The sequence below is a fragment of the Pseudonocardia xinjiangensis genome (assembly GCF_050948425.1).
In the GTDB taxonomy this organism is placed as follows: Bacteria; Actinomycetota; Actinomycetes; order Mycobacteriales; family Pseudonocardiaceae; genus Pseudonocardia; species Pseudonocardia xinjiangensis.
Map to the genome: position 1 here is coordinate 3,536,115 of NZ_CP192009.1, position 25,294 is coordinate 3,561,408.

At 70.7% G+C, this 25,294-nt stretch carries 21 protein-coding genes; 11 read left to right on the top strand and 10 right to left on the bottom strand.

The genetic code is table 11. From position 1 onward, the window contains the following. Window positions 1-87 precede the first annotated feature (87 nt). The 3 genes from ACQPZA_RS16620 (at window position 88) to ACQPZA_RS16630 (ending at window position 6,686) form a co-directional block, all read left to right on the top strand. Window positions 88-1,329 (top strand): PucR family transcriptional regulator, encoded by a 1,242-nt coding sequence (locus ACQPZA_RS16620; RefSeq protein WP_433282047.1) that lies wholly within the window; start codon window positions 88-90, stop codon window positions 1,327-1,329. A 434-nt stretch (window positions 1,330-1,763) separates the two neighbouring features. Beyond that, window positions 1,764-2,129, top strand: coding sequence for an STAS domain-containing protein (locus tag ACQPZA_RS16625; protein ID WP_169397006.1), 366 nt, complete (start codon window positions 1,764-1,766; stop codon window positions 2,127-2,129). 411 nt (window positions 2,130-2,540) lie between these two features. Further along, window positions 2,541-6,686, top strand: coding sequence for a Pls/PosA family non-ribosomal peptide synthetase (locus ACQPZA_RS16630; protein WP_433282049.1), 4,146 nt, complete (start codon window positions 2,541-2,543; stop codon window positions 6,684-6,686). Window positions 6,687-6,758: 72 nt separating this feature from the next. Here the strand turns inward: ACQPZA_RS16630 and ACQPZA_RS16635 are convergent, their stop codons facing one another. Further along, on the bottom strand, window positions 6,759-7,085 hold the full coding sequence (locus tag ACQPZA_RS16635; protein WP_433282051.1) for a DUF3099 domain-containing protein: 327 nt from the start codon (window positions 7,083-7,085) through the stop codon (window positions 6,759-6,761). A 212-nt stretch (window positions 7,086-7,297) separates the two neighbouring features. On the opposite strand from ACQPZA_RS16635, the gene ACQPZA_RS16640 reads away from it, so the two are divergent. The 6 genes from ACQPZA_RS16640 to ACQPZA_RS16665 all read left to right on the top strand — a co-directional run bounded on the left by ACQPZA_RS16640 (window position 7,298) and on the right by ACQPZA_RS16665 (window position 11,758). Beyond that, a complete protein-coding gene (locus ACQPZA_RS16640; RefSeq protein ID WP_433282053.1) occupies window positions 7,298-7,570 on the top strand; it encodes a hypothetical protein in 273 nt (90 codons plus the stop codon). A 52-nt stretch (window positions 7,571-7,622) separates the two neighbouring features. Next, a complete protein-coding gene (locus ACQPZA_RS16645; RefSeq protein WP_169397009.1) occupies window positions 7,623-8,267 on the top strand; it encodes an AmiS/UreI family transporter in 645 nt (214 codons plus the stop codon). A 27-nt stretch (window positions 8,268-8,294) separates the two neighbouring features. Continuing rightward, a complete protein-coding gene (gene fmdA, locus ACQPZA_RS16650; RefSeq protein ID WP_169397010.1) occupies window positions 8,295-9,548 on the top strand; it encodes a formamidase in 1,254 nt (417 codons plus the stop codon). Window positions 9,549-9,631: 83 nt separating this feature from the next. Further along, window positions 9,632-9,883, top strand: a complete 252-nt coding sequence (locus ACQPZA_RS16655) for a hypothetical protein (protein WP_433282055.1) — start codon at window positions 9,632-9,634, stop codon at window positions 9,881-9,883. 186 nt (window positions 9,884-10,069) lie between these two features. Beyond that, window positions 10,070-11,053: an antibiotic biosynthesis monooxygenase gene (locus tag ACQPZA_RS16660; RefSeq protein WP_433282057.1), complete on the top strand. Its 984-nt coding sequence runs from the start codon at window positions 10,070-10,072 to the stop codon at window positions 11,051-11,053. Between the two features lie 108 nt (window positions 11,054-11,161). Continuing rightward, complete coding sequence (locus tag ACQPZA_RS16665) at window positions 11,162-11,758, top strand: HdeD family acid-resistance protein (RefSeq protein WP_433282059.1); 597 nt, start codon at window positions 11,162-11,164, stop codon at window positions 11,756-11,758. A gap of 46 nt (window positions 11,759-11,804) precedes the next feature. On the opposite strand, the gene ACQPZA_RS16670 is transcribed toward ACQPZA_RS16665, so the two are convergent. From ACQPZA_RS16670 to ACQPZA_RS16690, 5 genes are all read right to left on the bottom strand, one after another. Further along, window positions 11,805-13,178 carry an ABC transporter substrate-binding protein gene (locus tag ACQPZA_RS16670; RefSeq protein WP_433282061.1) on the bottom strand — a complete coding sequence of 458 codons (1,374 nt, stop codon included), beginning with the start codon at window positions 13,176-13,178 and terminating at the stop codon, window positions 11,805-11,807. A 51-nt stretch (window positions 13,179-13,229) separates the two neighbouring features. Next, window positions 13,230-14,117, bottom strand: coding sequence for a carbohydrate ABC transporter permease (locus tag ACQPZA_RS16675; RefSeq protein ID WP_433282063.1), 888 nt, complete (start codon window positions 14,115-14,117; stop codon window positions 13,230-13,232). Continuing rightward, on the bottom strand, window positions 14,114-14,962 hold the full coding sequence (locus ACQPZA_RS16680; protein WP_433282065.1) for a carbohydrate ABC transporter permease: 849 nt from the start codon (window positions 14,960-14,962) through the stop codon (window positions 14,114-14,116). Before ACQPZA_RS16680 ends, ACQPZA_RS16675 begins: the two co-directional genes overlap by 4 nt. A gap of 355 nt (window positions 14,963-15,317) precedes the next feature. Further along, window positions 15,318-16,748: a lipopolysaccharide biosynthesis protein gene (locus tag ACQPZA_RS16685; RefSeq protein WP_433282067.1), complete on the bottom strand. Its 1,431-nt coding sequence runs from the start codon at window positions 16,746-16,748 to the stop codon at window positions 15,318-15,320. A gap of 155 nt (window positions 16,749-16,903) precedes the next feature. Continuing rightward, on the bottom strand, window positions 16,904-18,616 hold the full coding sequence (locus ACQPZA_RS16690) for a choline dehydrogenase (RefSeq protein ID WP_433282069.1): 1,713 nt from the start codon (window positions 18,614-18,616) through the stop codon (window positions 16,904-16,906). Between the two features lie 303 nt (window positions 18,617-18,919). Between ACQPZA_RS16690 and ACQPZA_RS16695 the strand changes: the two genes are divergently transcribed. Next, window positions 18,920-19,669, top strand: a complete 750-nt coding sequence (locus ACQPZA_RS16695; RefSeq protein WP_433282071.1) for a glucose 1-dehydrogenase — start codon at window positions 18,920-18,922, stop codon at window positions 19,667-19,669. 24 nt (window positions 19,670-19,693) lie between these two features. On the opposite strand, the gene ACQPZA_RS16700 is transcribed toward ACQPZA_RS16695, so the two are convergent. Together ACQPZA_RS16700 and ACQPZA_RS16705 are read right to left on the bottom strand one after the other, a co-directional pair. Further along, the gene (locus tag ACQPZA_RS16700) at window positions 19,694-21,208 is read right to left on the bottom strand and encodes a P-loop ATPase, Sll1717 family (RefSeq protein WP_433282073.1); all 1,515 of its coding nucleotides are present in this window, start codon (window positions 21,206-21,208) and stop codon (window positions 19,694-19,696) included. 103 nt (window positions 21,209-21,311) lie between these two features. Then, on the bottom strand, window positions 21,312-21,914 hold the full coding sequence (locus ACQPZA_RS16705; protein ID WP_433282075.1) for a TetR/AcrR family transcriptional regulator: 603 nt from the start codon (window positions 21,912-21,914) through the stop codon (window positions 21,312-21,314). 112 nt (window positions 21,915-22,026) lie between these two features. Between ACQPZA_RS16705 and ACQPZA_RS16710 the strand changes: the two genes are divergently transcribed. Further along, the gene (locus tag ACQPZA_RS16710) at window positions 22,027-22,788 is read left to right on the top strand and encodes a class I SAM-dependent methyltransferase (RefSeq protein WP_433282838.1); all 762 of its coding nucleotides are present in this window, start codon (window positions 22,027-22,029) and stop codon (window positions 22,786-22,788) included. Between the two features lie 12 nt (window positions 22,789-22,800). Here the strand turns inward: ACQPZA_RS16710 and ACQPZA_RS16715 are convergent, their stop codons facing one another. Beyond that, window positions 22,801-23,568 (bottom strand): carbonic anhydrase, encoded by a 768-nt coding sequence (locus ACQPZA_RS16715; protein ID WP_433282077.1) that lies wholly within the window; start codon window positions 23,566-23,568, stop codon window positions 22,801-22,803. 1,025 nt (window positions 23,569-24,593) lie between these two features. After that, the gene (locus tag ACQPZA_RS16720) at window positions 24,594-25,262 is read right to left on the bottom strand and encodes a DUF1707 SHOCT-like domain-containing protein (RefSeq protein WP_433282079.1); all 669 of its coding nucleotides are present in this window, start codon (window positions 25,260-25,262) and stop codon (window positions 24,594-24,596) included. Window positions 25,263-25,294 lie beyond the last annotated feature (32 nt).

Sequence of the window (25,294 nt, forward strand, 5' to 3'; positions counted from 1 at the left end):
TCTGCGCATCTGTGGTTAATTATTTGGGTGCGATTTTGTCAATCTCGTACAACTCGGGCGCTGGATACGCCCGGACAGGCGTAGAAGATGTGTGTGGACGTTCCAGATCCCTCGTTGGCCGGTCTGGTGCCGGCGCTCGTCGAGCGGCTGCCCGAGCTGCTGGACGAGGTGCGCCTGGCACTGGAGGAGGACTGGCCCGACTATGCCCACTTCCTCGCGGCCAACCGGGCGGAGGTCGGCGTCGCGGCGGACGCGGCGCTGAACCGGCTGGTCACCCTGGTCACCAGCAGCAACACCGACGGTGGGGTCGAGAGCGAGCTGTTCGAGCAGATCGGCCGCATCCAGTGGCGCCAGGGCAACGACCTGACGACCCTCCTGTCGGCCTACCAGATGGGGGCGCGGGTGTTCTGGCGCCACGTGTCCACCGTGGCCGTGGAGCACGACGTCGAGCCGCGCACCGTTGCGGCGCTGGCCGAGGCGGTCTTCCTCTTCGTCGACAAGCTCTCCTCGTCCTCGGCCCGCGGTTACGTCCTCGAGCAGTCCGAGGCGGCGGTCACCCGCGAACGGCTGCGCGAGGAGCTCGTCGGGCTGCTGCTGTCCGACCGTGCCGACCGGGCCGCCGTCCAGGCGGCGGCGGAGCGGGCCGAGTGGCCCCTGCCCGACGAGCTGGCCGTGGTCCTCGTGGAGCCCGACAGCCCGGCCGCGCACCAGGCTCTCGCCCGCCTCGACCCGTCGAACATCGTCTTCAGCCGCCCGCCGCTGCTCGGGGCGATCGTGCCCAACCCGTCACACCGGAACCTGCGCCGGCTGGCGACGGTGCTGCGCGGCACCCGGGCGGTGGTGGGCGTGGCCGTCACCGCGGACCGGCTCCCGGCCAGCCTGCACATCGCCGAGACGGCGGCCCGCCTCCAGCGCTGCGGGGTGCTGGTCGACGACCCCGTGTTCACCGCCGACCACCTCGACGCGATCATCGTGCACCGCGACGCCGGCCTGCTCGACGCGCTGCGGGCGCGCGTGCTCGGCCCACTGGCCACCTCCTCGCCCGCGTCGCGCGAGCGCCTGTCCGAGACGCTGCTCGCCTGGCTGCGGCACATGGGCGACCGGCGGGCCATCGCCGCGGAGCTGCACGTGCACCCGCAGACGGTCCGCTACCGCCTCGCGAAGCTGCACGAGCTGTTCGGGGACGATCTCGACTCGCCCAGCACGCGGGCGCAGCTCGTCCTCGCACTGGCGTGGGGGCCGCCGCAGCCCTCCCGGCCGGCACCGAGAGCGATCGTGTCGGGTCCGGTCGGCGCGACCGTGACGGACTCCACCGGGCCGGGTCGCTGACCCGTCGGTTGCTCCGTCCGCCCGGCTGACACCCGCCGTCCGGGTGCCTTCCGGCAGAAGCTCCATCCCTTTTGTCGGCAATGTGGCGACCAACTTTCCCGCAGCATTTAGAAATGCTTACGAAAAGCGGATCACTGAACCGCGGGAACGTCGGCGCTATCACATGTAACCGGCGCGACACCTCGCATCTTCGACGGGCGCGCCGACGTTCCACAGTCGTACTCTTGAAACAACATGTATTGCAGGCGGGTACGGAACCGTCACCAATATCCGTTTTGGGGGGTGGGGGCAGTGGCAGGGCCGAGATTCGGGCCGGGCCGGTCGGGGGTGCGGCTGTGCGGCTGGACCCGCGTGCCGACGGGGCCGGTCGCGGGGGCGGCCGTCCCGCTGCGCCGTGGTGCTCCCGCTGGTCGAATCTGGGGAAAGGACTAGCAGTGATCGAAACTTCTTCGTCTGCCTACCTCGCGAGCGACCCGGGCATGCTGCCCAGCTGGTGGCGGATGGTCGACCGCCGCGACGGCGTGCATCTGCTGGTCGGTGGGGAGCTCGACATGTCGAGCGCCGATCTGCTCGACGAGGCGCTGCGGCTGCTGGAGATCTTCCCGCTCACCTCGCACGTCGACCTGTCCGCCGTCACCTACGCCGACAGTGACGGGATGGAGCCGCTGGCCGCCAGCGCTCGGCGCCGCGCCCGCAACGAGCTTCCCCCGCTACACCTCGCCGGGGCCAGCCGTCCGGTGAAGCGGCTGTTCGACGTGCTCTCCGGGGCCGAGCCGCGGGAGAGCGCCACCGCGGGATGACGATCGGCGCGCCGCCGCCGCGGGTGACGCCGCACGCGGCGGACGGATCGCGACCGCGCTGACGCGGCGCGGCGCGTGTTCGTGCCGGCCACGCCCGGCCGATGGGCCCGGGCGTGGCCGTCCTGCCCGCGCGGGCGCTGCCGCGCCCGCTGCCGCCCGGGGAATCTTGTGAATCCACTGTCGGCGCCGGCTCCGACATAATCGGGAATTCACCGAACCGGTCGGCCGTTGGATGCGTAGTAGTAAGTGGGCGTAACTTTCACCGGCGGCCCGACCAGTGTAGGTCGGCACACATATCGCCGGTCCCAGTTTTCTCAGCTCCTCCACATGTGGAGTCGCCGGGTGATACCCGTGGGGTATCAGCGCGCCCTTTTCCGTTCAGGTCGGTAGCCAGGAAGTCGAGGAGACATCGTGAGCACGCTGCTGCAGGAACCCGGTTCGATGCCCGGCCCGGGGCCGCGTCCGGGTCTTGTGCTGGTGGCTGCCGACTACGCGCAGGAATCCCGGACCCATCGAGGCGAGCGTCTCGACCAGGTCTTCGAGGAGCGGGTCGACGGGATGCGGGCCGCCGGGAACGCCGGCCACCTGGCCGTCGACGCCGGTGAGACCACCCTGACCTTCACCGAGCTCGATGAGCGGGCCAACCGTCTCGCCCGGTACCTGCTGGCGAACGGGGCGCGGCCGGGTGACCGGATCGGGTTGTTGTTCGACCAGGCGGTGCATTCCTATATCGGGATGCTGGCGGTGTTGAAGATCAATGCTGCGTACGTGCCGTTGGATGTGGCGTTCCCGCCCGATCGCATCGCCTACATCCTTTCCGATGCCGGTGTGCGGATGGTGCTGTCGTTGTCGCACGTTCGCGACCGGGTCGAGGGTCTCGAGGACTTCGCGCCCGGCCTGGTCTATGTCGACCGGGCGGCCGGTGCCGTTGCGGAGCAGAGTGCGGCCCGGCTCTCGGTGGGTGAGCGGGGTGAGCCGGTGGAGGATCTGGCCTACCTGATCTACACCTCGGGTACCACGGGGCGGCCCAAGGGGGTGGCGATCGAGCACGCGAGCATCTGCAACTTCGTGCGGGTGGCCGCGGAGGTCTACGGCATCACCGCGCAGGACCGCGTGTACCAGGGGATGACGATCGCGTTCGACTTCTCGGTGGAGGAGATCTGGGTGCCGTGGGTGGCGGGCGCGACGTTGGTGCCCAAGCCGGCGGGTTCGAGCCTGCTGGGGCTGGATCTGCACGAGTTCCTGACCGAGCGGCGGGTCACGGCGATGTGTGTGGTGCCGACGCTGCTGGCGACGCTGGAGGAGGACCTGCCGCTGCTGCGGTTCCTGCTGGTGTCGGGGGAGGCGTGCCCGCAGGACCTGATCGCGCGCTGGCACAAGCCGGGGCGGCGGTTCCTGAACGTCTACGGCCCGACCGAGGCGACCGTGACCGCGACCTGGACGACCCTGCACCCCGACCGGCCGGTCACGATCGGGCAGCCCCTGCCCACCTACACCACCGTCATCCTCGACCCCGACAACCCGCACCGCGCCCTGCCCCACGGCGAGACCGGCGAGATCGGCATCGCGGGCATCGGCCTGGCCACCGGCTACCTCAACCGCGACGACCTGACGGCGAAGGCGTTCATCCCCGACTTCCTCGACATCGCCGGCAACCCCTCCCACCGCATCTACCGCACCGGCGACCTGGGCCGGGTCAACGCCGAGCGCGAGATCGAGTACATGGGCCGGATCGACCTGCAGGTCAAGATCCGCGGCTACCGCATCGAGCTCACCGAGATCGAGTCGGTGCTGCTGCAGGTGCCCGGTGTGGCCGCGGCCGTGGTGGACACCGTCGAACCGACGCCGGGCGCCAAGGAGCTGGTCGGCTACTACAGCCTGCGCACGGACACCGCCACGCTCGACCCGGACGAGATCATCGCGCACCTCAAGGAGCGCCTGCCCGCCTACATGGTGCCGGCGTACCTGGAGCAGCTCGCGGCCATCCCGATGACGCCGCAGGACAAGGTGGACCGCCGCGCCCTGCCCGCGCCCACCACGCGGCGCTCCGCCTCCACGGGGACCGAGCACGTGGCCCCGGCCACCCGGGCCGAGGAGATCCTGGCCGCCGCGCTGGCGCGGACGCTGGGCGTCGAGCAGGTCTCGGTCGAGGACGACTTCTTCGACGACCTGGGCACCAACTCCCTGCTGATGGCCCAGTTCTCGGCGCGGGTGCGCAAGGAGTCCGCGATTCCCGGGCTGTCGATGCGCGAGATCTACGGCCACCCCACCGTCCGGAAGTTGGCCGCAACCCTCGGTGACGTGGCACCGGCGGCTGCCGCCCCGTCGACCGGGACAGTCGTGCGGACCAGCACCGCCGGCTACGTCATGACCGGTGCGCTGCAGCTGCTGGCGTTCCTGGTCTTCACCTACCTCGGCGGTCTCGTCGTGGACCGCGGGTTCTCGTGGTCGTCGTCGGGCGCCACCCAGCTGGACGTCTTCGGCCGGTCCGCCCTCTTCACCGGGGGCCTGCTCGTGGCGGCCTGCCTGCTGCCGATCCTGGCCAAGTGGACGCTGATGGGACGCTGGAAAGAGCGTGAGATCCGGCTGTGGAGCCTCGGCCACGTCCGCTTCTGGTTCGTCAAGACCCTGATCCAGATCGACCCGCTGGTGCTGTTCGCCGGGTCCCCGGTCTACAACCTGTACCTGCGGGCGCTGGGCGCGAAGATCGGCCGCGGCACCACCATCATGTCGCGCACCGTCCCCGTGGCCACGGACCTGATCAGCATCGGCCCGGACACGTTGGTCCGTCGCGGCGTCTCGTTCAGCGGCTACCACGCCACCAGCGGCGTCCTGCGCACCGGGAAGGTCACCCTCGGGCGTGACGTCTTCGTCGGCGAGTCGAGCGTGCTCGAGATCGGCACGACGATGGGCGACGCCGCACAGCTCGGGCACTCCTCGTCGCTGCACTCCGGGCAGGCCGTGCCCGCGGGGGAGCGGTGGCACGGCGTCCCGGCCGAGCCCACCACCACCAACTACCGGACCGTCGAGCCGCACCCGCGCGCAACCCTGCGCCGGTTCGGCTACGGCGCGGCTCAGCTGGTGGGCGCCCTGCTGCTGGTGCCGGCCGTGCTCGGCGCGGTGATCACCCTGCTCACCGCGGTTCCCGGGGTCGACACCCTCTTCCAGCCCACCACGGCGTCGCTCGCCGGCATCTCGTTCTACCTGTCGATGGCGGCGCTCTCGGCGATCGTGTTCTTCGGTGTGCTGGCGCTGCTCCTCGTCGTGATGGTCGTCGTCCCCCGGCTGCTCAGCCCGCTGGTCCGGCCGGACCGGACCTACCGGCTCTACGGCTTCCACCACATCGTCGCGTCGGTGATCACCCGGCTGAGCAACTCCCAGTTCTTCACGAGGATGTTCGGGGACAGCTCCGGTGCGGTCGGCTACGCCCGTGGCCTCGGCTACGACCTGTCCTTGGTGGAGCAGACCGGCTCGAACTTCGGCACCGAGCTCCAGCAGGACTCGCCGCTGATGACCACCATCGGGACCGGCACGATGATCGCCGACGGTCTGGCGATCAGGAACGTCGACTACTCGAGCAGCTCCTTCCGGATGTCGCGGATCGCGATCGGCGAGCGCAACTTCATGGGCAACAACATCGTCTACCCGGCCGACGCCAAGATCGGCACGAACGTCCTGCTCGGCACGAAGGTCATGGTGCCGATCGACGGCCCGGTGCGGGAGAACGTGGGCCTGCTCGGCTCGCCGCCCTTCGAGATCCCGCGCAGCGTCGCCCGCGACAGCGAGTTCGACCACCTGAAGGCTCCGGGCGTCCTGCGCCGTCGCCTCGCCGCCAAGAACCGGCACAACGTCGCCAGCATGGCCACGTACCTGCTGGTCCGGTGGCTGCAGTTCTTCGCACTGATCGTCATCACCACCGTCGCCGCGACCTTCTACTCCCGGTTCGGTGAGGTTGCCACCGCCGTCGGTCTCATCGCGGCCGTGGTCTTCAACATCCTCTTCGTGACGGTGGCGGAGCGCGCGGCGACGGGGTTCCGGTCGCTCGTCCCGCGGTTCGTGTCGATCTACGACCCGTACTTCTGGCGCCACGAGCGGCTCTGGAAGGTGCTGGCGGCGCCCCTTTTCCCCGGCACCCCGTTCCGCAACCTCCAGTGGCGCCTGCTGGGTGTGCGCGTCGGCCGCCGGGTCTTCGACGACGGTTGCGGCATCCCGGAGAAGACCCTGGTCAGCATCGGGGACGACGCCGTGCTCAACAACCTCAGCGTGATCCAGTGCCACTCGCTGGAGGACGGCACCTTCAAGTCCGACCGCACCACCCTCGGCGCCGGTGTGGTCCTCGGCGTGGCGTCCTTCGTCCACTACGGGGTCACGATGGGCGACGGCACGACGTTGGACGCCGACGCGTTCCTCATCAAGGGCGAGGAGACGGCGCCGTTCACCCGGTGGGGCGGCAACCCGGCCACCGAGCTCCGGCCCGAGGCTCCGGCCGTCGACGCCCCGGTGGTTCCCCTGGCTCCCGCAGGACCGGCCGGCGGACCGTCGGCCGTCGCCGCCTGACGCGCGTCCCGCACGACCACGACGGCGGCGCCGGTACCGGTGCCGCCGTCGTCGTGTGCCCGGCGCCGGGGGTCAGGGGGCGTCGTGCCGCGGGACCACGACGACGCTCGGGGTGGCGCCCGCCGTCGACGGCAGAGTGCGCTTCGTCCCACCGACACCCCGGCGTCGGCCACCGCGGCGGCCGGCGTCGTTGGCCAGCAGAACCGCGACCCACGGCAGGACGCCGGTGAGCACGACGGCCACGACCCCGGCAACCGGCGTCCAGAGGTACAGCGGGTACGACGCGGCGAAGCCGACGATGTGGACGACCATGAGAATCACGTAGGTGCGGCGGCGCCGGGCCTGCTCGTCGTGGAAGGACGGGGCGGCGTCGGTGATGACCGGCGGCGTGGTGGACATCGCGGCTGCCTCCTGGCAGTCCCGGAGGCGGGACTCTGCACAACGGAACTTCTCTCGTGGCCATCATCGTCCTCCCTTCCGCCGCCTGCACGCAGCATCTCGCGTCCCAACAGGGCAAATGCCACCTTCTCCACGGCCGTTCGGCGCTATCCCGAGCCGCGGGCGCCGTCCTAATCTGAGCTGGTTCGGGAGGCCCCGGACAGCTGCGAGACATGATGGCGACGTACCAGTACCGCTGCCCGGAGTGCGGCCCATGGGTCGCCGCACTACCGATGAGCTCGGCCGGAGCGGCGCGCACCACCGGCCGGTGGCCACGACGGCGCCGGCATCCGCTGTCATCCACCTTCACCGGCCAGGGCCTCGTCCGGCACCGGCTGCGCGAGGAGGCCGGCCGGGACGTCCCCGAGGTGGTCGTGGTGAATGCGCAGGCCACCCGTCGTCGCCCCGGCACCGCCCTCCGACCCACCGCGCTACCGCTGCCCTGACAGACGCCCGGCCGCCACGCCGCCGGGTCGTGGGCGCAGCAAGGAGGACGAGATGGCGATTGTCGGTCTGCTGTACGTCGGAGCGGTCCTGTTCATCAACGGGCTGCTCCTCATCGGGGCCGTCGACGGTAGAGCGGCTGCGCCGATCAACCTCTTCGTCGGTGGGCTGCAGGTCCTCACGCCGACGTACCTGATCTTCACCGCCGCGGGCGATCCGCAGGTGATCCTGGCGGCGTCGGGCCTGTACCTCTTCGGCTTCACCTACCTCTACGTCGGCATCGGGCTCCTGGCAGGGCTCGACACGACCGGCGTCGGCTGGTTCTCGCTGTTCGTGGCCGTCGCGGCGGTCGGGTACTCCTACGCGAACTTCCAGATACTCGGGGACCGGCCCTTCGGCGTCATCTGGCTGTACTGGGCGTTCCTGTGGGCACTGTTCTTCGTGGTGCTCGGCCTCAAACGGGAGTCCCTCACGCGCTACACGGGCTGGGTGACGATCATCCAGGGCTGGGTGACGGCCGCGATCCCGGCGTACCTGCTGCTCACGAACCTGTGGCGCTACCCGGACGCCGTTGCGCTCGGTCTCGCCATCGGCGGCGTCGTCGTGTTCGGCGCGCTGTTCGTGTGGGACCGCCGTCGCGCGCCTCGCGCGCCTGTCCCGACCAAGCCCGCCCCGTCCGTCCCCGCGGCGACGGGGTGACCCGTTCACACCGGAAGGAGATCCGCCATGCCCGATGTGGTGTTCACCGTCGACCAGTCCAAGTCCATGCACGACCAGGCGGTCCCGGGGCACAACCGCTGGCACCCGGATGTGCCTGCCGCGGTGACGGTCCGGCCGGGGCAGCAGATCCGCGTCGAGTGCAAGGAGTGGACCGACGCCCAGATCGGCAACAACGACTCGGCGAACGACGTACGCGACGTCGACCTGACCGCATGCCACATGCTGAGCGGCCCGATCGCCGTGGAGGGCGCGGAGCCCGGTGACCTGCTCATCGTGGACATCCTCGACCTGGGCCCGGTGCCGGCACCCCAGGAGTACGGGGACGCCCCCGGCCAGGGGTGGGGCTACACCGGGATCTTCGCCAAGGCGAACGGTGGCGGCTTCCTGACCGACTACTTCCCCGACGCGTACAAGGCGATCTGGGACTTCGCCGGGCAGGTGGCGACATCGCGGCACATTCCCGGGGTGCGCTACACCGGTATCACCCACCCGGGCCTGTTCGGCACCGCGCCGTCGGCCGAACTGCTCGACCGGTGGAACCGCCGGGAGCGCGCACTGATCGATCGCGAGCCGGACCGCGTTCCGCCGCTCGCGCTCCCGCCGCTCATGGAGAACTCGCTGGGCGGTACCGCGGACGGCGAGGTGGCCCAGGCCATCGCCCGGGACGGCGCGCGGACCGTGCCCGCCCGGGAGAACGGCGGCAACCACGACATCAAGAACTTCACCCGCGGCTCCCGGGTCTTCTACCCGGTGCACGTCCCCGGGGCGAAGCTCTCCGGCGGCGACCTGCACTTCAGCCAGGGCGACGGCGAGATCACGTTCTGCGGCGCGATCGAGATGGGCGGCTTCATCGACTTCCACGTCGACCTGCTCAAGGGCGGCATGGAGACCTACGGGGTCACGACGAACCCGGTGTTCATGCCCGGCAACGTGGAGCCGCGGTACTCGGAGTTCCTGACCTTCATCGGGCTGTCGGTCGACCGCGAGACCGACGAGAACTACTACCTCGACGCCACCGTCGCCTACCGGCGGGCGTGTCTCAACGCGGTCGAGTACCTGACGAAGTTCGGCTACTCGGGCGAGCAGGCCTACCTGCTGCTGGGCTCGGCGCCGATCGAGGGACGCATCAGCGGCGTCGTCGACATCCCGAACGCCTGCTGCTCGCTCTACCTGCCCACCGCCATCTTCGACTTCGACCTGAGGCCGTCGGCGAGCGGACCCGTGATGCAGGACCGCGGGCAGTGCGCGATGACGTCGTGAACGCCGCCGCCTGAAGAACGGGCGACCCGTGCGCCACACCGGCGCGCGGGTCACCCGGCGTGGGTGACCTGGAGGCCTCGCGAATGAACGACGACACCCCGGAGCAGCCCGAGGTCCACCCGAAGCACCTCGCGTACGACCGGTTCGGCAAGGAGGCGCTGCTCGCCGCCCACGACATCACCGAGGCGCTCGCCGAGGCAGGCGTGGACGACGACGGCGTCGTCGTGCTGCGCACCGACGGGCCCCGGCACAACCTCGCCGATCTGGAGCGGCTCATCGACGAGGCGCTCGCCGAGGACGCCGAGCACCCCGACGAGGAGCGCGAGGCCCCCTGATTCTCGCGGCCGCTCGGGAAAAGTGGCGCTCGCGCGCCGCGATCGGTGCTTTTCGCGGCTGGTAACGGCCTGCCCAGGTCTCCGAGTAGACGGGTACGCCCGTCGGCTCGACGAGGCGCTTTCCGTCACGTTCTCGTCGCTGGTCGGGGCGCCGGAGCGAATGACTGCCCCGAGGGGGTGATGTGAATGGCGACAGCCAGTGACAAGGCCCTCGAGGAACGGGCGACGGTGATCATCGGGCAACAGGTCCGGGACGGTTGTTCGGAAGCGTTCGAGATGTGGCAGAACGACCTGAACGCGGCAGCGGGCACGTATCCCGGGTTCGTCGGCGCCACGATCACGCCGCCCACCCCGGTGCAGCCGGACTGGGTCGTGGTCTACCGGTTCGACTCCCTGGACCATCTCCGGAGCTGGTTGAACAGCGCGACCCGCCAGAGCTTTCTCGACCGGGGCGCCGCGTATTTCGCCGGCCCGCCGACACAGCAGGTGCTCACCCGCGGTGAGGATTCCGGCGATGCGCTCGTCACGGTCGTGGTGACGCATCGCGTCAGGACGGAGGACACCGCCGCGTTCCTCCAGTGGCAGAGCCATGTCACCGCGGCGGAGGGCGAGTTCCCCGGCTTTCGGGGATCCGAGATCTTCCGGCCGATCGAGGGATTGCAGGACGAGTGGACCACGCTGTACCGGTTCGACTCCGCAGCGACGCTCGACCGGTGGCTGACGTCGGGCCGCAGACGGGAACTGCTCGACGAGGGCGACCGGTTCCACGACTTCCAGCTACGCACCATCGACAGTTCTTTCGGCACCTGGTTCGCGTTCGACGAGCGCGGACGGGAGGTGGCGCCGCCGTCGAACGTGAAGTCGGCGGTCGTCGTGTGGGTCGGCCTCTACCCGACGGCGATGGTGCTGACGCTCGGTCTGGCGGCGCTGGTGCCCGGCCTGGCCTTGTGGCAGTCCCTGCTGATCGGCAGCCTCCTGTCGAGCTTCGTGATGACGTACCTGACGATGCCGCGCTACGGGAACCCGTTGTTGCGCTGGTTGCTGCGGCCCGCCGGCAATGCTTCGCAACCGCGTACCGACCTGGCCGGGTTCGCCGTGGCGGTTGCGCTCAACGCCGTCTGGGCGGTGGTCTTCTTCCTGGTGACCGACCACTTCTGGATGCTCCCGTAACGGGCGCGGATTGCCGGCTGCCCCGTTCAGGGGCTCGACGGCAGCCGTTCGAACGGTACCGTGACACATTCATTAATGACCGACATGCGCTGCAGACAGGAGCGGATCATGACTACGTCGGAACCGGCGTCAGCAATTCGCGGAGTCTGGTGGCTGGTGCTGATCCGCGGGATAGTGGCGATCCTCTTCGGCCTGTTCGCGCTCTTCGCACCGGGTACCGCTCTGCTCGCCCTGGTGTTCGTCTTCGGGGCCTACGCGATCATCGACGGCATCACGGCGATCATTGCCGGGATCCGGCACCGCAAGGAAGAATCACATTGGGGTTGGCACGTCTTCCAGGGAGTCGTGTCGCTCATCGCCGGCATCGTGGCTTTCACGTGGCCCGGCGTCACGGTGCTGGCGATCCTTTTCGTGATCGCTTTCTGGAGCATCGTGAACGGCGTGGGCCAGCTCGTCGAGTCGTTCACGATGCGCAAGATGGGTGCGGCGACGTGGGGCTGGATGCTGGCGGGAGGCGTCGTCAGCGTGCTCTTCGGCATCGTGCTGCTCGCCTGGCCGGGTGCCGGGCTCGTCACGCTCCTGTGGGTGGTGGGGATCTTCTCCATCGTCTTCGGCGTGATCATGGTCGTGTGGGCGCTGCGCCTGCGGCGCGCGGTCGACGCCCGCGGCGGTATCGGTCAGGAACAGCGGGCGACCACGGAGTGAGCCGGGCCGCCGCCGGCGGACTGCCGGCGGCGGACCAGCGGTCGGGCTACAGGTTCGGCTTGACGTCCTGGTCGTAGATGCCGGTCAGGGTCTTCTTCAGCGCCGTGAGCTCCGCCTGGGGGTCGGCCTGCTGGGTCAGGATGTTCGCGCAGGTCTTGGCCATCTCCTGGTCGCCGCCGGGGAAGAACACGCGCGCCCGGTCCTGCACGCGGGTGACCTCGAGCTGGTCGATCGCGACCTTGCTCTGCGGGGTCTTCGTCACGAGGCCGGAGATGTCGGCGGACTTGCGCACCGGCAGGTATCCGGTGGCGTCGGCGAAGGCGACGGTGTTCTCCGGCGAGGTGAGGAACTTCAGGAACGTGGCCGCGGCCAGCTGGTTCTCCTTGGGGATGTCCTTCGGGATCCCGAGGCCGGCGCCGCCGGTCGGGCACACCGGGGAGGTGGCGACGGGACCACCGGGGAGGGGACCCGCGCCGACGTCGAACGTGGCGGCCTTGAGGATGCCGACCAGGTTGCCCGTGGAGGCCACGGTTGCGCTCACGGCCCCGGCGGACAGGTCGTTGCTGGAGTCCTTGCTCGACACCCCGGCCCATCCGTTCTTGTACACCGAGTCCTGCAGGAACTGCATCGCGGCGACGGACTCCGCGGAGTCACTGGTGACGTCCCAGTCCTTGCTCCACCCGCCGCCCCAGCCCCACAGGTTGTTCTGGAAGCTCCACCCCGCGTACCCCGCGAGGGCCGGCAGCTGGAACGCGTGCTGGACACCGGTGCCGGCGGCCTGCAGCCGGGGCGCCCACTCCGCGAACTCGGTCCACGTCGTCGGGGTCCGGTCGGGCAGCCCGGCCGCCGCCCAGTGCGCCTTGTTGTAGTAGAACAGCGGCGTCGAACGGGCCCACGGGATCGCCCACTGCCCGCCCGCGTACTGGTAGTCGGCCAGCAGCTGGTCGCGGTAGTCGGGGGTCTCGATGCCGACGGTCCTGATCAGCGAGTCGAGCGGGACGATGGACCCCAGCATGTAGTACCGGAACCACCAGACGTCGGACAGCACGATGAGGTCGGGGAGCGTCCCACCGGTCTGGGCGGTCTGGAACTTCTGCGCGATCTCCTCGTAGTCCTTGCCCGCCGTCACGAGGGTGACCTTGATGTCGGGCTGGGCGGCGTGGAACGCGTCGACGATCTGCTGCGACACCGCCTGGGACGAGCCCGGGTTGCTCGACCACCAGGTGATCTGGGCGGCGGGCTTCACCCCCGAGTAGTCGATCTCGGTCGTCGTCGCTGCCGGGGCGGCACCGGAGGTCGTCGCGGGGCCGCCGCACGCGGCCACGGCCGCGGTGAGCCCGACGGCCGAGGCGAGGCGCAGGAAACCGCGCCGGTCCATGGCCGGGGTCAGTGCAGCGCGGGGGGAGGTACCGGAGGGCATGGAAGGTCCTTCTGATGGGTGGGGAGAGAAAAACGGTGGTGCGGTGCTCGCTCAGTCCTTCACGGCGCCCTGGGTGAGCCCGGAGATGACGTAGCGCTGGAGCGCGGCGAACACGATGAGGACCGGCACGATGACGGCGACGGAACCGGCCATGAGCACCCCGTACGCGGCGATGCCGTTCTCGTTGTTGGTCAGCAGCGTGAGGCCGACCGGCAGGGTCATCATCGACGGGTTGCTGACGATGACCAGCGGCCACAGGTAGTCGTTCCACTCGAACACGATGCTGACCAGCGCGACCGTCACGATGCTGGGCGCGGAGATCGGCACGACGATGCGGGTGAGCCTGCGCCAGTGGCCGGCACCGTCGATCTCGGCCGCCTCCAGGATCGACATCGGCAGCGTCATGAAGTGCTGGCGGAGCAGGAACGTGCCGAACCCGGTGCCGAGGCCGGGCAGGATGATCCCCCAGTAGGTGTCGGCGCCGCCGAGGCCGGTGACCAGGATGTAGTTCGGCAGCAGCGACACCTGCGGCGGCACCATGAGCGTCACCAGGATCCCGGCGAAGATCAGCTTCTTGGCGGGGAACCGCACGAAGACCAGCGCGTAGGCCGTGGAGATCGCCAGCAGCACCTTGAGCCCGGCTCCGACCACGGTCACGAGCGCCGAGTTGAGGAACAGCCGCACGAAGGGGACGTCGCGGGCGGCCTGCACGTAGTTGGTGGGGGCGAGGCTGCCGGGCAGGAGCGAGGACAGGTCCCGGCTCAGCAGTTCGGTCGGCGTCTTGAAGGACGAGAGCACCATCCACACCAGCGGCAGCACGACGACCGCGACGGCCAGCACGATCGGGAGGTAGGACCCCACCGCCGCGGAGAGGAGGCTGCGCGGGGCCAGCGGGTGCGCGCGGGTGACGGGCTCGGGTCCCGTCGCCGTGAGGGTCATCGGTAGTGCACCCGTCGCTCGAGGACCAGCATCTGGATGGCGGTGAACAGCACCAGCAGGCCGAACAGGACCGTCGACACGGTGGCGGAGTAGCCGGCGCGGTTGTAGCCGCCGAAGGCCTGCAGGTAGGCGTCGTAGATCAGCGTGGTCGTGCCCTGGCCGAGCGGAGTCATGATCCGGATGATGTCGAAGGCCTGCAACGAGTTGAGAACGCTCGTGACCAGCAGGAAGAACGTGGTGGGGGAGAGGATCGGCAGGACGATCGACCGGAACGTCCGCAGCGGGGCCGCCCCGTCGATGGACGCTGCCTCGAGCAGGTCGCGCGGCACGGACTGGAGCCCGGCGAGGTAGATCACCGCCGCGTAGCCCATGTTCTTCCAGACGTAGACGACGATCACCATCACGAGGCTCAGCGACGGGTCGTTGAACCACTGCGGGCTCGGCAGCCCCACGGTGTTCAGCACCTGGGCGATCAGGCCGAGCGTGGGGTCGAACATGAACGACCAGATCAGCCCCACGCCGACCCCGGAGAGCACGAACGGTGAGAACACCGCGGCGCGGGCGAAGCCGACGCCCCGGACGCTGCGGTTCAGCGCCAGTGCGATCAGCAGGCCCAGCAGCATCGACCCGCCGACCGTGGCGACGGTGAAGATCGCGGTCACCCGCGCGATCTCGAGCGTGTCCGGTGAGGTGAAGAACCGTACGTAGTTGCCCAGGCCGACGGGCACGGCCGTGGCTGCGCCCAGGGTCCAGTTGAGGGTGGAGTAGTAGATGTTGCTCAGCAGCGGGCGGTAGCTGAAGGCGACGATCAAGAGGATGTTCGGGGCGGCGAGGGCGAGGAACACGAGGAAGTCGTGGCGCTCACGGGCTCCGAAACGGCGTCGCGGCGCCGGGGCCGGCCTGGGTACGGTCGGTGGCGGTGGCGCCACCCGCACGGACGTTACCGATGACATTCCCGCACTCCGCAGTCCCTGCCCGTCGATCGACCACCGCGGTGGTCCGCGGCTGGGCAGACCTTGGCAATACGAAATGAGCGGTTGGTGATCCGAAGTCGGCCGCTTCCCCAACACCCGGCCACCGGCAGGGGCTGATGTATCCCCGTTCCGATCAGCCGTCCCGACATATGACTCAATCGTGCGAAAACGGGCGCGCACGAGATGGTGGAGCCCCGACAAGGGCGGATCGGCGGATCCCGCGCCGTTATTCGTGGGGGGCGCGGGGGTGCCGTGGACCGGGCGTGGGGCCGGGCGTCGGCGGCACGGGGGCGGTCGGCGGGTCGTAGAGGGGCGACCTCGCCGGTGTCGCCGACGACCCGTTGACGTGGAGCCCGCGGGTCGCGATCGGGATGGGGAGGGTCTCGGCGTTGATCAGGTCGAGGTCGGGGAGCACGGGCGCGGGCGCGGCGCCCGACGCGGAGCGCGGAGGGCGCTGTGGGCGGAGCCGGCGCACCACCAGGATGACGGCGGCCACCGTCGACTGGCCGGCGAGCAGCGCGATGCCCACACCGGTGAGGCCCAGCCGGGGCATCAGGATCCAGGCGAGCGGGATGACGATGACGGCGATCATCGCCGGGACGCCGAACTGCACGATCCGGCGCTGGCGGACCCTGGCGGCGTTGACCGTGGCGATCGACACGACGTTCGGCACGGCGGACAGCGCACTCAGCGCGAGCAGCGCGGTGCCGGTGGCCGCGTAGTGCTCGCCGAAGATCGAGAGGATCAGCCCGGCCCCCGGGACGATCACGACCACGGCGGGCACCAGCAGGGTGAGCGCCTTCCTGACCATGCCGCGGTAGGCGTCGTCGAGCCCTTGCGGGTCGGCCGACACGTGCGCCACCAGTGACTGGCCCATCCCGTTGGCCACCAGGTACAGCGCGAAGGCGATCTGCCAGGCCACCCCGAACGTGGCGGCGGCGTCCGCGTCGAGCCGTGCCAGCACGAGCAGGGGGAGGCCGAAGTTGACCGACAGCGAGAAGAGGGTGCCCGCCCAGTCGGCGGACACGAACCCGACGACGGTGCGGGCCCGGATCGGCACGGCGTTCGCCGCGGTGGCGATGCCGTGGGCCGGGAGGGCCCGCAGCAGCCATACGGTGACCGCCAGCACGAGCACGGCGGTGGCCACCGCCCAGGAGACGGCGATCGCGGTGAACATCGCGAGCACCGCGCCCACCGCGAGCAGGGCGATCTTCAGCACCGCGAAGACGAGGTTCTCCAGGGGCACGAGCGTCGCCCGCTTGATCGCGGTGAGCACGTAGTCCTGCATGACGAACACCGACCACACGGGCGTGGCGAGCAGGAAGAACGCCAGCAGCGGGCCGGATCCGACGGCCTCGAGCAGGTCGGGCGCCCACCATCCCGCCCCGAGTGCGAACACCCCGCCGGTGACGAGGGCCGCCCCGACCCCCACGGCGTAACAGCTGAGCACCAGCGACCGCGCCGTCCGGCCCGCCACCGGCACGAAGCGCAGCATGGCGTTGCCCAGGTTGAGCTGTGCCGCGCTGCCGAGCAGCGTGAGCGTGGAGACCATCGTGGAGTTCACGCCGACGGTGTCGGGATCGAACAGCCGCGCGGCGGCGACCCAGTAGAGGAGACCGACCGCCGAGGACAGCGCCGAGCTGAGTACCAGTGCCAATCCGTCACGGTGCTGCGGGGACTTCCAGCTCGCCAAGGCATTTCTCATTTGGCGGCGCTCCTCATGGACCGGCACATTAGGGCAGCCGGTGCACCCTGCTCTGATCGCCCCGTGCCCCGCTCGACGCGGCCGTCGCCTGCTCTCCCCATGTCCGGTCAGGCCGGTGCGCGCCCCGTGCCGGCAGGCCGCCGGACCGCGTCCGGACCGGCCACGGTGAGCCGGCCGGGGGCGGTGCCCGGGTACTCCGGCGCGAGCGCCGTGTTGCCGAGGATCATGTCGGCCGCCTTCTCCGCGAGCATCATCACCGGGCCGTAGGTGTTGGCGTTGGTGAGCGACGGCATGACCGCGGCGTCGACGATGCGCAGCCCGTCGAGGCCGCGCACCCGCAGCGTCGAGGGGTCCACGACGGCGCCGTCGTCGGTGCCCATCCGGGCACTGCACGCGAGGTGCAGCCCGACCTTGGCGGTGCGGGTCACCCAGTCGAGCACCTCGTCGTCGGACCGGACCTCGGGACCCGGGATGCGCTCGCCCCCGTCGAGGTGCTGAAGCGCCGGCTGCGCGAGCAGCTCGCGCCCCATGCGGACGGCCTCCACCCAGCGCCTGCGGTCCTCCGGTTCGGTCAGGAAGTTCAGGAGGATCGCCGGATGCCGTGCGGGGTCCCGCGACGTGATCTTCACCGACCCTCTGGCCTGCGAGCGCATCACCCCCACGTGCAGCTGGTAGCCGTGCTCGTCGAGCGGAACCGACTGCTCGGTGCTGTTCATCGCCAGCGGCGCGAGCAGGTACATCAGGTCGGGGTGGCTCTCCTCCGGACCGCTCCGGGCGAAGCCGCCGGCCTGCATCGGGTTGCGGCTCCCCGGGCCGCGCCCGAACAGCAGCGCCTCCGCGACCACCCGCGGCCAGTGGACCTTGCGGCGGATGGGGGCCATGGACACCGGCTCCCGGCACAGGTGCTGCAGGTGGACGGCCAGGTGGTCCTGCAGCGACTCGCCCACCCCAGGCAGGTCGTGGACCACCCGGACACCGAGCGCCTCCAGCTCCCGGGCCGCGCCGATGCCGGAGAGCTGCAGCAGCTGGGGTGAGCCGATCGCTCCGGCGCACAGGATGACCTCGCGGGCGGGCACGACGGTGTCGCCGCCCGTGCCCTGCCGGTACCGCACGCCGACGACGCGGCCGCCCTCGACGTGGAGGCGGGTGACCATCGTCCGGGACCGCACCTCGAGGTTGGGCCGCTTCCGCGCCGGACCGAGGTACGAGCGCGCCGCCGACTCCCGCCGGCCGCGGCGCACGCCCTGGTCCAACGGGGCGAAGCCCTCCTGCTCGGTTCCGTTCAGGTCGGGCAGCAGCTTGTGGCCCGCCTGCTCGGCCGCCGAGAGGAAGGCCTCGAAGATCGGGCCCTCGGCCGGTCCGCGCTGGAGCGTGTGCGGGCCGCCGCGGCCGCGGACGGACTCGTCCACGTCGCTGAGGCAGTTCTCCAGCCTGCGGAAGTAGGGCAGGCAGTGCGCGTAGTCCCACTCGGGTGTGCCGGACTCGACGCCCCACCGGTCGAAGTCGGTGGGGTGGCCCCGCTGGTACATCATCCCGTTGATGGCGCTGGAGCCCCCGATGCCCTTGCCCCGCGGGTGGTGCAGGCGCCGGTTCTGCAGGCCGGGTTCCGGCTCGGACTCGTAGAGCCAGTCGTGGTGCTTGTCGCCGACCGGCATTCCCATGGCGATCGGCAGCTGGATCGGCAGATCCCACCAGTAGTCGGGGCGCCCGGCCTCCAGGAGCAGGACGCGGGTGTTGCCATCGGCGGTGAGGCGGTTCGCCAGCACGCATCCGGCCGTGCCGCCTCCCACGATCACGACATCGAATGGTTTCTGCACCATGGGGAGTTCGCCCTTCGACGGGGGACAGGAGTGACGTATTCGGGGAAGCTGAAGATCGGTTCGGTTGATGTGGCGGCGACCATAGCGGCCCTGCCGTTCGGCGCTTGATCGAGGACAGTTCTCGCGTCGTAATCTGGGGTGGGGAAGGCGCCCGGGCTGCACGGATCACCAGGTAATCGCGCGTGGAACCGCTCCCGTCACCGGCGTGCGCCGGTTGATCCTGACCGCAGGTCGGCGGGCGAATCGGGCCCGGGCCGCGGGTGATGGTGATGACGACGTGCAGGGGGCGAGCCGATGGGATCGATGACCGGTAGGGCAGGTCTGGTGACGGGTGCGGCGAGCGGGATCGGGCGCGCCACGGCGATCAGGGCGGCGCGGGAGGGTGCCCGGGTGGTCGTCTCGGATCTGGAGTCGGCGCGTGAGCCCGGTGAGGAGACGGTGCGGTTGATCCGTGACGCCGGTGGGGAGGCCTACTTCCAGGCCTGCGACGTGTCCCGGGCCGAGGATCAGGACGCGTTGGTGGCGTTCGTTCTGGAGCGGTTCGGTGCGCTGGACTTCGCGCACAACAACGCGGGGATCGGCGGTGGTGGTGAGTTGCTGGCCGATGTCGAGGACGAGGATTTCGACCGGGTCATCGCGGTGAACCTGCGTGGGGTGTTCCTGGGGATGAAGCGTCAGATCCGCCAGATGCTGCGCGGGGGAGGGGGTGCGATCGTCAACACGGCGTCCAACGCCGGGCTGCGGGGGGTGAAGCGTCTCGCGCCCTACACGGCGGCGAAGCACGGCTTGGTGGGTCTTACGAAGAACGCCGCGGTGGAGTACGCCGAGGATCGCATCCGGGTCAACGCCGTCGCGCCTGGGACGATCATGACCGGGTTCGCCCGCGGGGCGACGCCCGAGCGGCTCGCGCAGATCATGAAGCCGCAGGCGATGCAGCGGATCGGCGAGCCGGAGGAGGTCGCCGCCGCGGTGGTCTGGCTGCTGTCGGACGACGCGTCGTTCGTCACCGGTGTGACGCTGCCGGTGGACGCCGGTTCGGTGGCCGGCTGGTGACCCGCCCCCGGGGTTCTGCGCCGGTCAGCCGCCGTGGCGCCGGCACGGGATGTCGGCGTCCACCTCTCTCGTGCCCAGGCAGGCCCGGAACATCGGGTGGATCGCGAACCTGCGCACGTTGCGGACGTCGAGCTGCGGGGCCTGGTGGTGCCCCACGAAGGTGAGTGGGCCGTCGGTGCAGGCGGTGCCCGCCGCGACCTCCGCGGTGAGGAAGCCGATCTTCCAGAGCACGTCGATCAGCGTGTCCTCGTCGTAGTCGGCCAGCCACCGCCGGGCGCGGGCACCGACCGTCACCTCGCCCGTGATGATCTCGAGGCACAGGTACTCGAGACTGCGCCGCTCGAACGTGTGCACCTGGCCCCGGAACGCCTCGAACACGCTGAGCACGTCCGGGTACTGGAATCTCTGCTCGGCGGCGACGTCGTGCGTGCGGCCCCGCGAGTACTCGAACTCCGCGAGCGCGATCGTGTCCATGCGCAGGGGGAGCGGCGACCTGCGCTCGCCTGCCGTGTGGAGGCACTGCGTGCAGAACAGGATCATCTCGCGGGGCCGGTGGAGCGTGCGGTCGACGATGTAGCGGAACGCGTCGTCCCGTCTGGTGCCACGCCCGGCGGCGAACAGGGCGTTCCAGCACTTCTCGTCGGTGGCCTCGGCGAGCCTCGGCAGGGAGTACCTGATCCGCCGGGCGATCAGGCTGCGGAGGTCGGCCTCCGACCACGACACCGACTCGATCAGGTCGCGGTGCTTCTGGGCGTCCTCGTAGAGCGCCGGCGTGTTCTCGTAGAGCTCCTGGCGCAGCGAGATGTACATCCGCAGGTTCGCCGACAGCCCGTTGAGCGCGACGCAGGCCTGGAACAGCCCGGAGATGAACGCCTGCGCGTCCTCGGAGGAGTCCCAGCCCTTGTCCAGCTCGTCGATGACGACGACCACCTGCTGGTCCGTCAGCGCCTTCTGCAGGTGGGGTACGAGGTGGCGGATCTCCTCGAGCTTGTAGAGCCGCTCCAGCTCCTTGGTCTTGACCTGCGCTTCGTACGGGCCGATCTTGAAGCCCTCGAGCCGCTTGAGGTAGGAGATGAGCGCCCAGAGCTTCCCCATCCCCGGCTGGCGGTGGTGGTCCCGGACGTACTTCCGGATCGCTGCCTCGGACGCGTTCTTCGACCGCACCTGCTTCTTGCACAGCTCCTTCATCACCAGCACGAGCAGCGTGTACTTCCACGCGGCGGCGTAGGCGCCCTGCTTGGCCCATGAGCCCTGCTCCTCGGTCTGCATGGTGCGCTGGAGCATCTCGTAGGAGTAGTCCTCGGGGGCCAGCTCGATGACCCGTGCGCCGTTGGCCCGGCTGCGCCGGGCGACGATCTGGAAGATGGCGCTCTTGCCGGCGCCGCGGTTGCCGAGGATCACGGTCGTCTCGCCCCGCAGGACGCGCCGGAAGGCGTCGGACTCGAGGAAGTAGTGCTCGAGCCCTCGATCGATGTCGCGCTCGGCGGCGGGTGCGCCGAGGTCGATCGTGTTGTTGTCCTGCGCGGCGACCGTGCCCATGACGAACCTCCTGCTCGTGGACCCGCCACACAGGAGGAGCTGAGACCTGTTCGTGATGCAGCCGTTATCTGACGTCAGCCTTTCGAGTGAACTTCCCGGCTGGTTATCGCTGCGATTCCGGTACGACGCCGGCGAGGACCGTGGCCACGACCTTGCGGATGGCTACGGGCTCGGGCGGGGCGGCTTTCCGGTCGGCGAACAGCAGGTGCCCCGCCCCGATCAGCGTGGGGGCGAGTGTGTCGACGTCGGCGTCCGCCGCCACGCGGCCCAGGGTCCGCTCCGCCGTGAGGTAGGAGGCGATCATGGCCGCGGCCTCGGTCAGGGCCGGGACGCCGCCGGTGGGCCTGGCCCGGCGCAGCCGGGCACGCAGGTCGTCGCGGGAGATCACCAGTGCGACGATCGCCACGGCGACCGACTCGAACAGGGTGGTCAGCGCGGCGGTGACGTTGCCGGCGACCGTGCCGGTGCCCGCGGACCCACGCAGCGCGGCCGCCTGGTGCTCGATCCGGTCGATGCGGTCCAGCACGAGCTCGGCGAGGAAGCCGTCGAAGTCGGTGAAGTGCCGGTGCAGCACGCCCTTGGCGCAGCCCGCCTCCGTGGTGACCGCACGGCTGGTGAGAGCGTTCGGCCCGTCCCGGAGCAGGACGCGCTCGGCGGCGTCGAACAGCTGCTCGCGCGCGTCGCGGATGTGCACTCCCGTCGGCACCGTGCCCTCGTCCTCTCGTCGAACCCCACCCGTCGACGAGTGGGCATGTGCCCACTAAAGTGGGCACATGCCCACGCTACCGTCCGGGCGGGAGCCGCATCAGCACCGCGCGATGGCCGAGTCCTTCGGGTCCGACCCGGATCGCTACGACCGGACCAGGCCCCGCTACCCCGACGCCATGGTGGCGGCGATCGTCGCCGCCAGTCCGGGACCCGACGTCCTCGACGTCGGCTGCGGCACCGGCATCTCCAGCCGGCAGTTCCGGGCGGCCGGCTGCCGCGTGCTCGGGGTGGACGTCGACGCGCGGATGGCCGGCTTCGCGCGGCGCAGCGGTGTCGAGGTGGAGGTGGCCGCGTTCGAAGCCTGGGATCCGGCGGGCCGCGTGTTCGACGCCGTCGTCGCCGGCCAGACCTGGCACTGGGTGGACCCGGTCGCCGGCGCGGCCGCGGCGGCACGAGTGCTGCGGCCCGGCGGCCGGCTGGCGCCGTTCTGGAACGTGTTCCGGCCCCCGCCCGAGGTGGCGCGTGCCTTCTCCGCGGTGCACCGGAAGGTCATGCCCGGCTCTCCGCTCGATCCGTGGGCGGCGCCCGCCCTCGACGGGTACTCGACGCTCCTGACCAGGGCGGTCGCCGGGATCCGGCAGGTGGACGCGTTCGGCGAACCGGAGCAGTGGCGGTTCGACTGGGAGCGGCACTACACCCGCGACGAGTGGCTGGACCAGCTGCCCACCGGTGGCGTCGCCGCCCAGTTGTCGGCTACGGAGCTGGAGGAGCTGCTCGCGGGCACCGGCGCCGCCATCGACGCGATGGGAGGCGGCTTCACGATGGGGTACGCCACCGTGGTGCTCGCCGCGGCGCGTACCGGCCCCGCCTGACCGGGGCAGCTCTCAGCCCAGCAGCTCGATCTTGCCGGAGGCGAGGGTGAGCACGCCGCCGTGGATGGTGAGCTGACCGGCCCGCACCGCCTGTGCCAGCCCGGCGCTCTGGGTGGGCAGGGTGGCCACCACGATGCGCACGTTGGCCGCGATGACCTCGTGCAGGAACGCCGCGCCGGTAGCGCCGGTCCGGCGCGCCTCGGCCACGGCAGGCTGGATCGGGTCCGTCAGCGGCGCGAACTCCCCGGCGGGCATCTTGCCGTCCGCGACGTCGATCGCCGCCTTGACCGCACCGCAGTCGTCGTGGCCGAGCACGAGCACCACGTCGGTACCGAGCATGGCCTGGGCGTACAGCAGCGACGCCGTCTCCGCGGGGGTGGCGATGTTGCCGGCGACCCGGCAGACGAACAGGTCGCCGATGCCGGCGTCCATGGCGAGCTCGGGTGAGGTCCGGGAGTCCGAGCAACCGAGTACCGCGGCGAAGGGCTGCTGGCTCCCGGTCAGCTGCTGCCGCAGCTCCACGCTCTGGTTCGGGTGCAGCGGCGTACCCGCGACGAACCGGTCATTGCCTTCCTGGAGGCGGAGCAGCGCCTCGTCGGGGGTGGAGGGCCGGGGGAGTACCGGGCCCGGGCCCGAGGCCGGGGGTGGGGGCGACGGCGGGGGTGGGGGCGGGGGTGGCGGCGCCCCCGCGACGTCCGGCGCCTGGTTGCTGCAGGCGCCCAGAGCCAGCGGCAACGTGCCGGCCACGAGCAACGTGCCCAGCACGGCACGCCGTTGCATTCGTCGATCAGGAGCTGACTCCATGATCTCTCCCGTCATGCGGCCAGGCGGGACCCTCCCCGATGCGACCTGGCCACCATCCGGCCGGGGATGGGGCGTTTCGGTAGTCGCGGGCCGTGCTCCGATCGTCGAGCAGGCCCGGGTCGCCGTCAAACGGCTCGGGGTCAGCCCTTCGGCTGAACCTGACGGGGTCGCGCCAGAACAGCGATATGTGTCCATGGCGCTGCTGGGCGGGCTGCGGCAGCAGAAGCGGGCGACTCGCGGGCGACCACCCTCCCTGCCAGGACAGCCTTCCGCGTCATGGTCACATGACGCGGAAGCAAGCCGCCCGGGAACAGCGATACGTGACCATGACGCGGGATCGGGCCGGTGTCAGCGGCGGCGGCCCCGCGCAGGCGGAGCCGCAGCCTGCTGCGGGGGGTAGGGAGCTCACCCGGCCGGCCTGGCTCGACCGCCCCACCGGCGCGGTGATCCGCCGCTGCGAACGCCCCGCCCGGACGAGCTGGTGCATGTGGATGTGAAGAGCGACAGCGACCAGTCCCGCCACACCCGCCTGGTCCACGCCGAGATCCACCCCGACGAGAAAGCCCACCGCGGCCACACTCGCGGGGCTGGTGGGTCACGTCCAGGGACCTGCCGCCGGGCAGGCAAGATCGTTCCGAGACGCGGCTCTGCGCCCGGCGAAGGGGCGAAACCCGCATCTCGTGGCGATCAACGGAGCAAGATCACTGTGAGACCAGCCTGATCGCCCTGCGACGGGCCGAAACCCGCGTCTCACGCTGATCAAGAACGCGCCGCGGGCGACTCGCGGGCGGAATCCGGGCGACTCGCGCACCGGGAACGGGCGACTGGCGGGCCCCTGGGCCACGCACCGCGGACCGCGCCGCCATCCCCGGGAGGACCGGCGCGGCGCGGTGAACCAGCAAGATCTCTGCGAGATGAGGCTCATCGCCCTCCCCGGGGCCGAAACCCGGATCTCGTCGCGATCAAATCAGCCGGGTCGACAACCCGGCCAGGCATGACAGCTAGTCGTCGTCGTCGGAGTCGTCGTCGCGGTCCGAGTTGCGGTCCCGGTCGCCGAATTCGCCGCGGTCGAGCTCGCTCTGCCGCATGATGTTGACGCTGCCGAACCCGCCGTCGGCGTCCACCACCACCTCGCGGAGGCCCGGGCCGGGGCGGCAGGCCTCCTCGCACCTCGTGCTGCCGAAGATCACGGTGCCCGACGGGCGCACGCGCACGTCGTCGGGCACGACCACCCGGATGCTGCCGAACAGCATGCCGACCTCGACACGCTGCTGGTCGGCGCCGACCTGCACCACCCCGCTGCCGAAGACGGACACGCCGTCGTCGGCGGTGATCACCTGGGCGCCGAGGTAGAGGCCGGTGCCCACCAGCGCCGCGGTGACCACACCGCCGACGACCCGCCGGGCCAGGCCGGCGGGGGGCGCTTCCGCGGGGCCGGGCGCGGGGGGGTCGACCGGCAGCACCGTGGTCTCGGCCTGGTCGGACTGCGGCAGGTCGCTGGTGAGCGCGTCGAGCTCGCTGCGCGTGCGCGCCGCCCAGCAGGCGGCGGCACGTTCGTCGTACTCGAGGAGAGTGAGCATCCCGTCGGCCTGCGCCTGCTGGAGCCGGGCGTCCACCTCCCGCCGCTCGCGGTCTCCGATGCGGATCTCGGGCTGCGGCGGTTGGTCCACGGCGGACATCCTGGCGCTCCGGGCGCGTCGTG

Coding starts and splice junctions, on each gene's coding strand:
- ACQPZA_RS16620 (WP_433282047.1), top strand. CDS start 88: ATGTGTGTGGACGTTCCAGATCCCTCGTTGGCCGGTCTGGTGCCGGCG.
- ACQPZA_RS16635 (WP_433282051.1), bottom strand. CDS start 7,085: ATGTCCACCACGCCGCCGGTCATCACCGACGCCGCCCCGTCCTTCCAC.
- ACQPZA_RS16640 (WP_433282053.1), top strand. CDS start 7,298: ATGATGGCGACGTACCAGTACCGCTGCCCGGAGTGCGGCCCATGGGTC.
- ACQPZA_RS16645 (WP_169397009.1), top strand. CDS start 7,623: ATGGCGATTGTCGGTCTGCTGTACGTCGGAGCGGTCCTGTTCATCAAC.
- fmdA (WP_169397010.1), top strand. CDS start 8,295: ATGCCCGATGTGGTGTTCACCGTCGACCAGTCCAAGTCCATGCACGAC.
- ACQPZA_RS16655 (WP_433282055.1), top strand. CDS start 9,632: ATGAACGACGACACCCCGGAGCAGCCCGAGGTCCACCCGAAGCACCTC.
- ACQPZA_RS16660 (WP_433282057.1), top strand. CDS start 10,070: ATGGCGACAGCCAGTGACAAGGCCCTCGAGGAACGGGCGACGGTGATC.
- ACQPZA_RS16665 (WP_433282059.1), top strand. CDS start 11,162: ATGACTACGTCGGAACCGGCGTCAGCAATTCGCGGAGTCTGGTGGCTG.
- ACQPZA_RS16670 (WP_433282061.1), bottom strand. CDS start 13,178: ATGCCCTCCGGTACCTCCCCCCGCGCTGCACTGACCCCGGCCATGGAC.
- ACQPZA_RS16675 (WP_433282063.1), bottom strand. CDS start 14,117: ATGACCCTCACGGCGACGGGACCCGAGCCCGTCACCCGCGCGCACCCG.
- ACQPZA_RS16690 (WP_433282069.1), bottom strand. CDS start 18,616: ATGGTGCAGAAACCATTCGATGTCGTGATCGTGGGAGGCGGCACGGCC.
- ACQPZA_RS16695 (WP_433282071.1), top strand. CDS start 18,920: ATGACCGGTAGGGCAGGTCTGGTGACGGGTGCGGCGAGCGGGATCGGG.
- ACQPZA_RS16700 (WP_433282073.1), bottom strand. CDS start 21,208: ATGGGCACGGTCGCCGCGCAGGACAACAACACGATCGACCTCGGCGCA.
- ACQPZA_RS16710 (WP_433282838.1), top strand. CDS start 22,027: ATGGCCGAGTCCTTCGGGTCCGACCCGGATCGCTACGACCGGACCAGG.
- ACQPZA_RS16715 (WP_433282077.1), bottom strand. CDS start 23,568: ATGCAACGGCGTGCCGTGCTGGGCACGTTGCTCGTGGCCGGCACGTTG.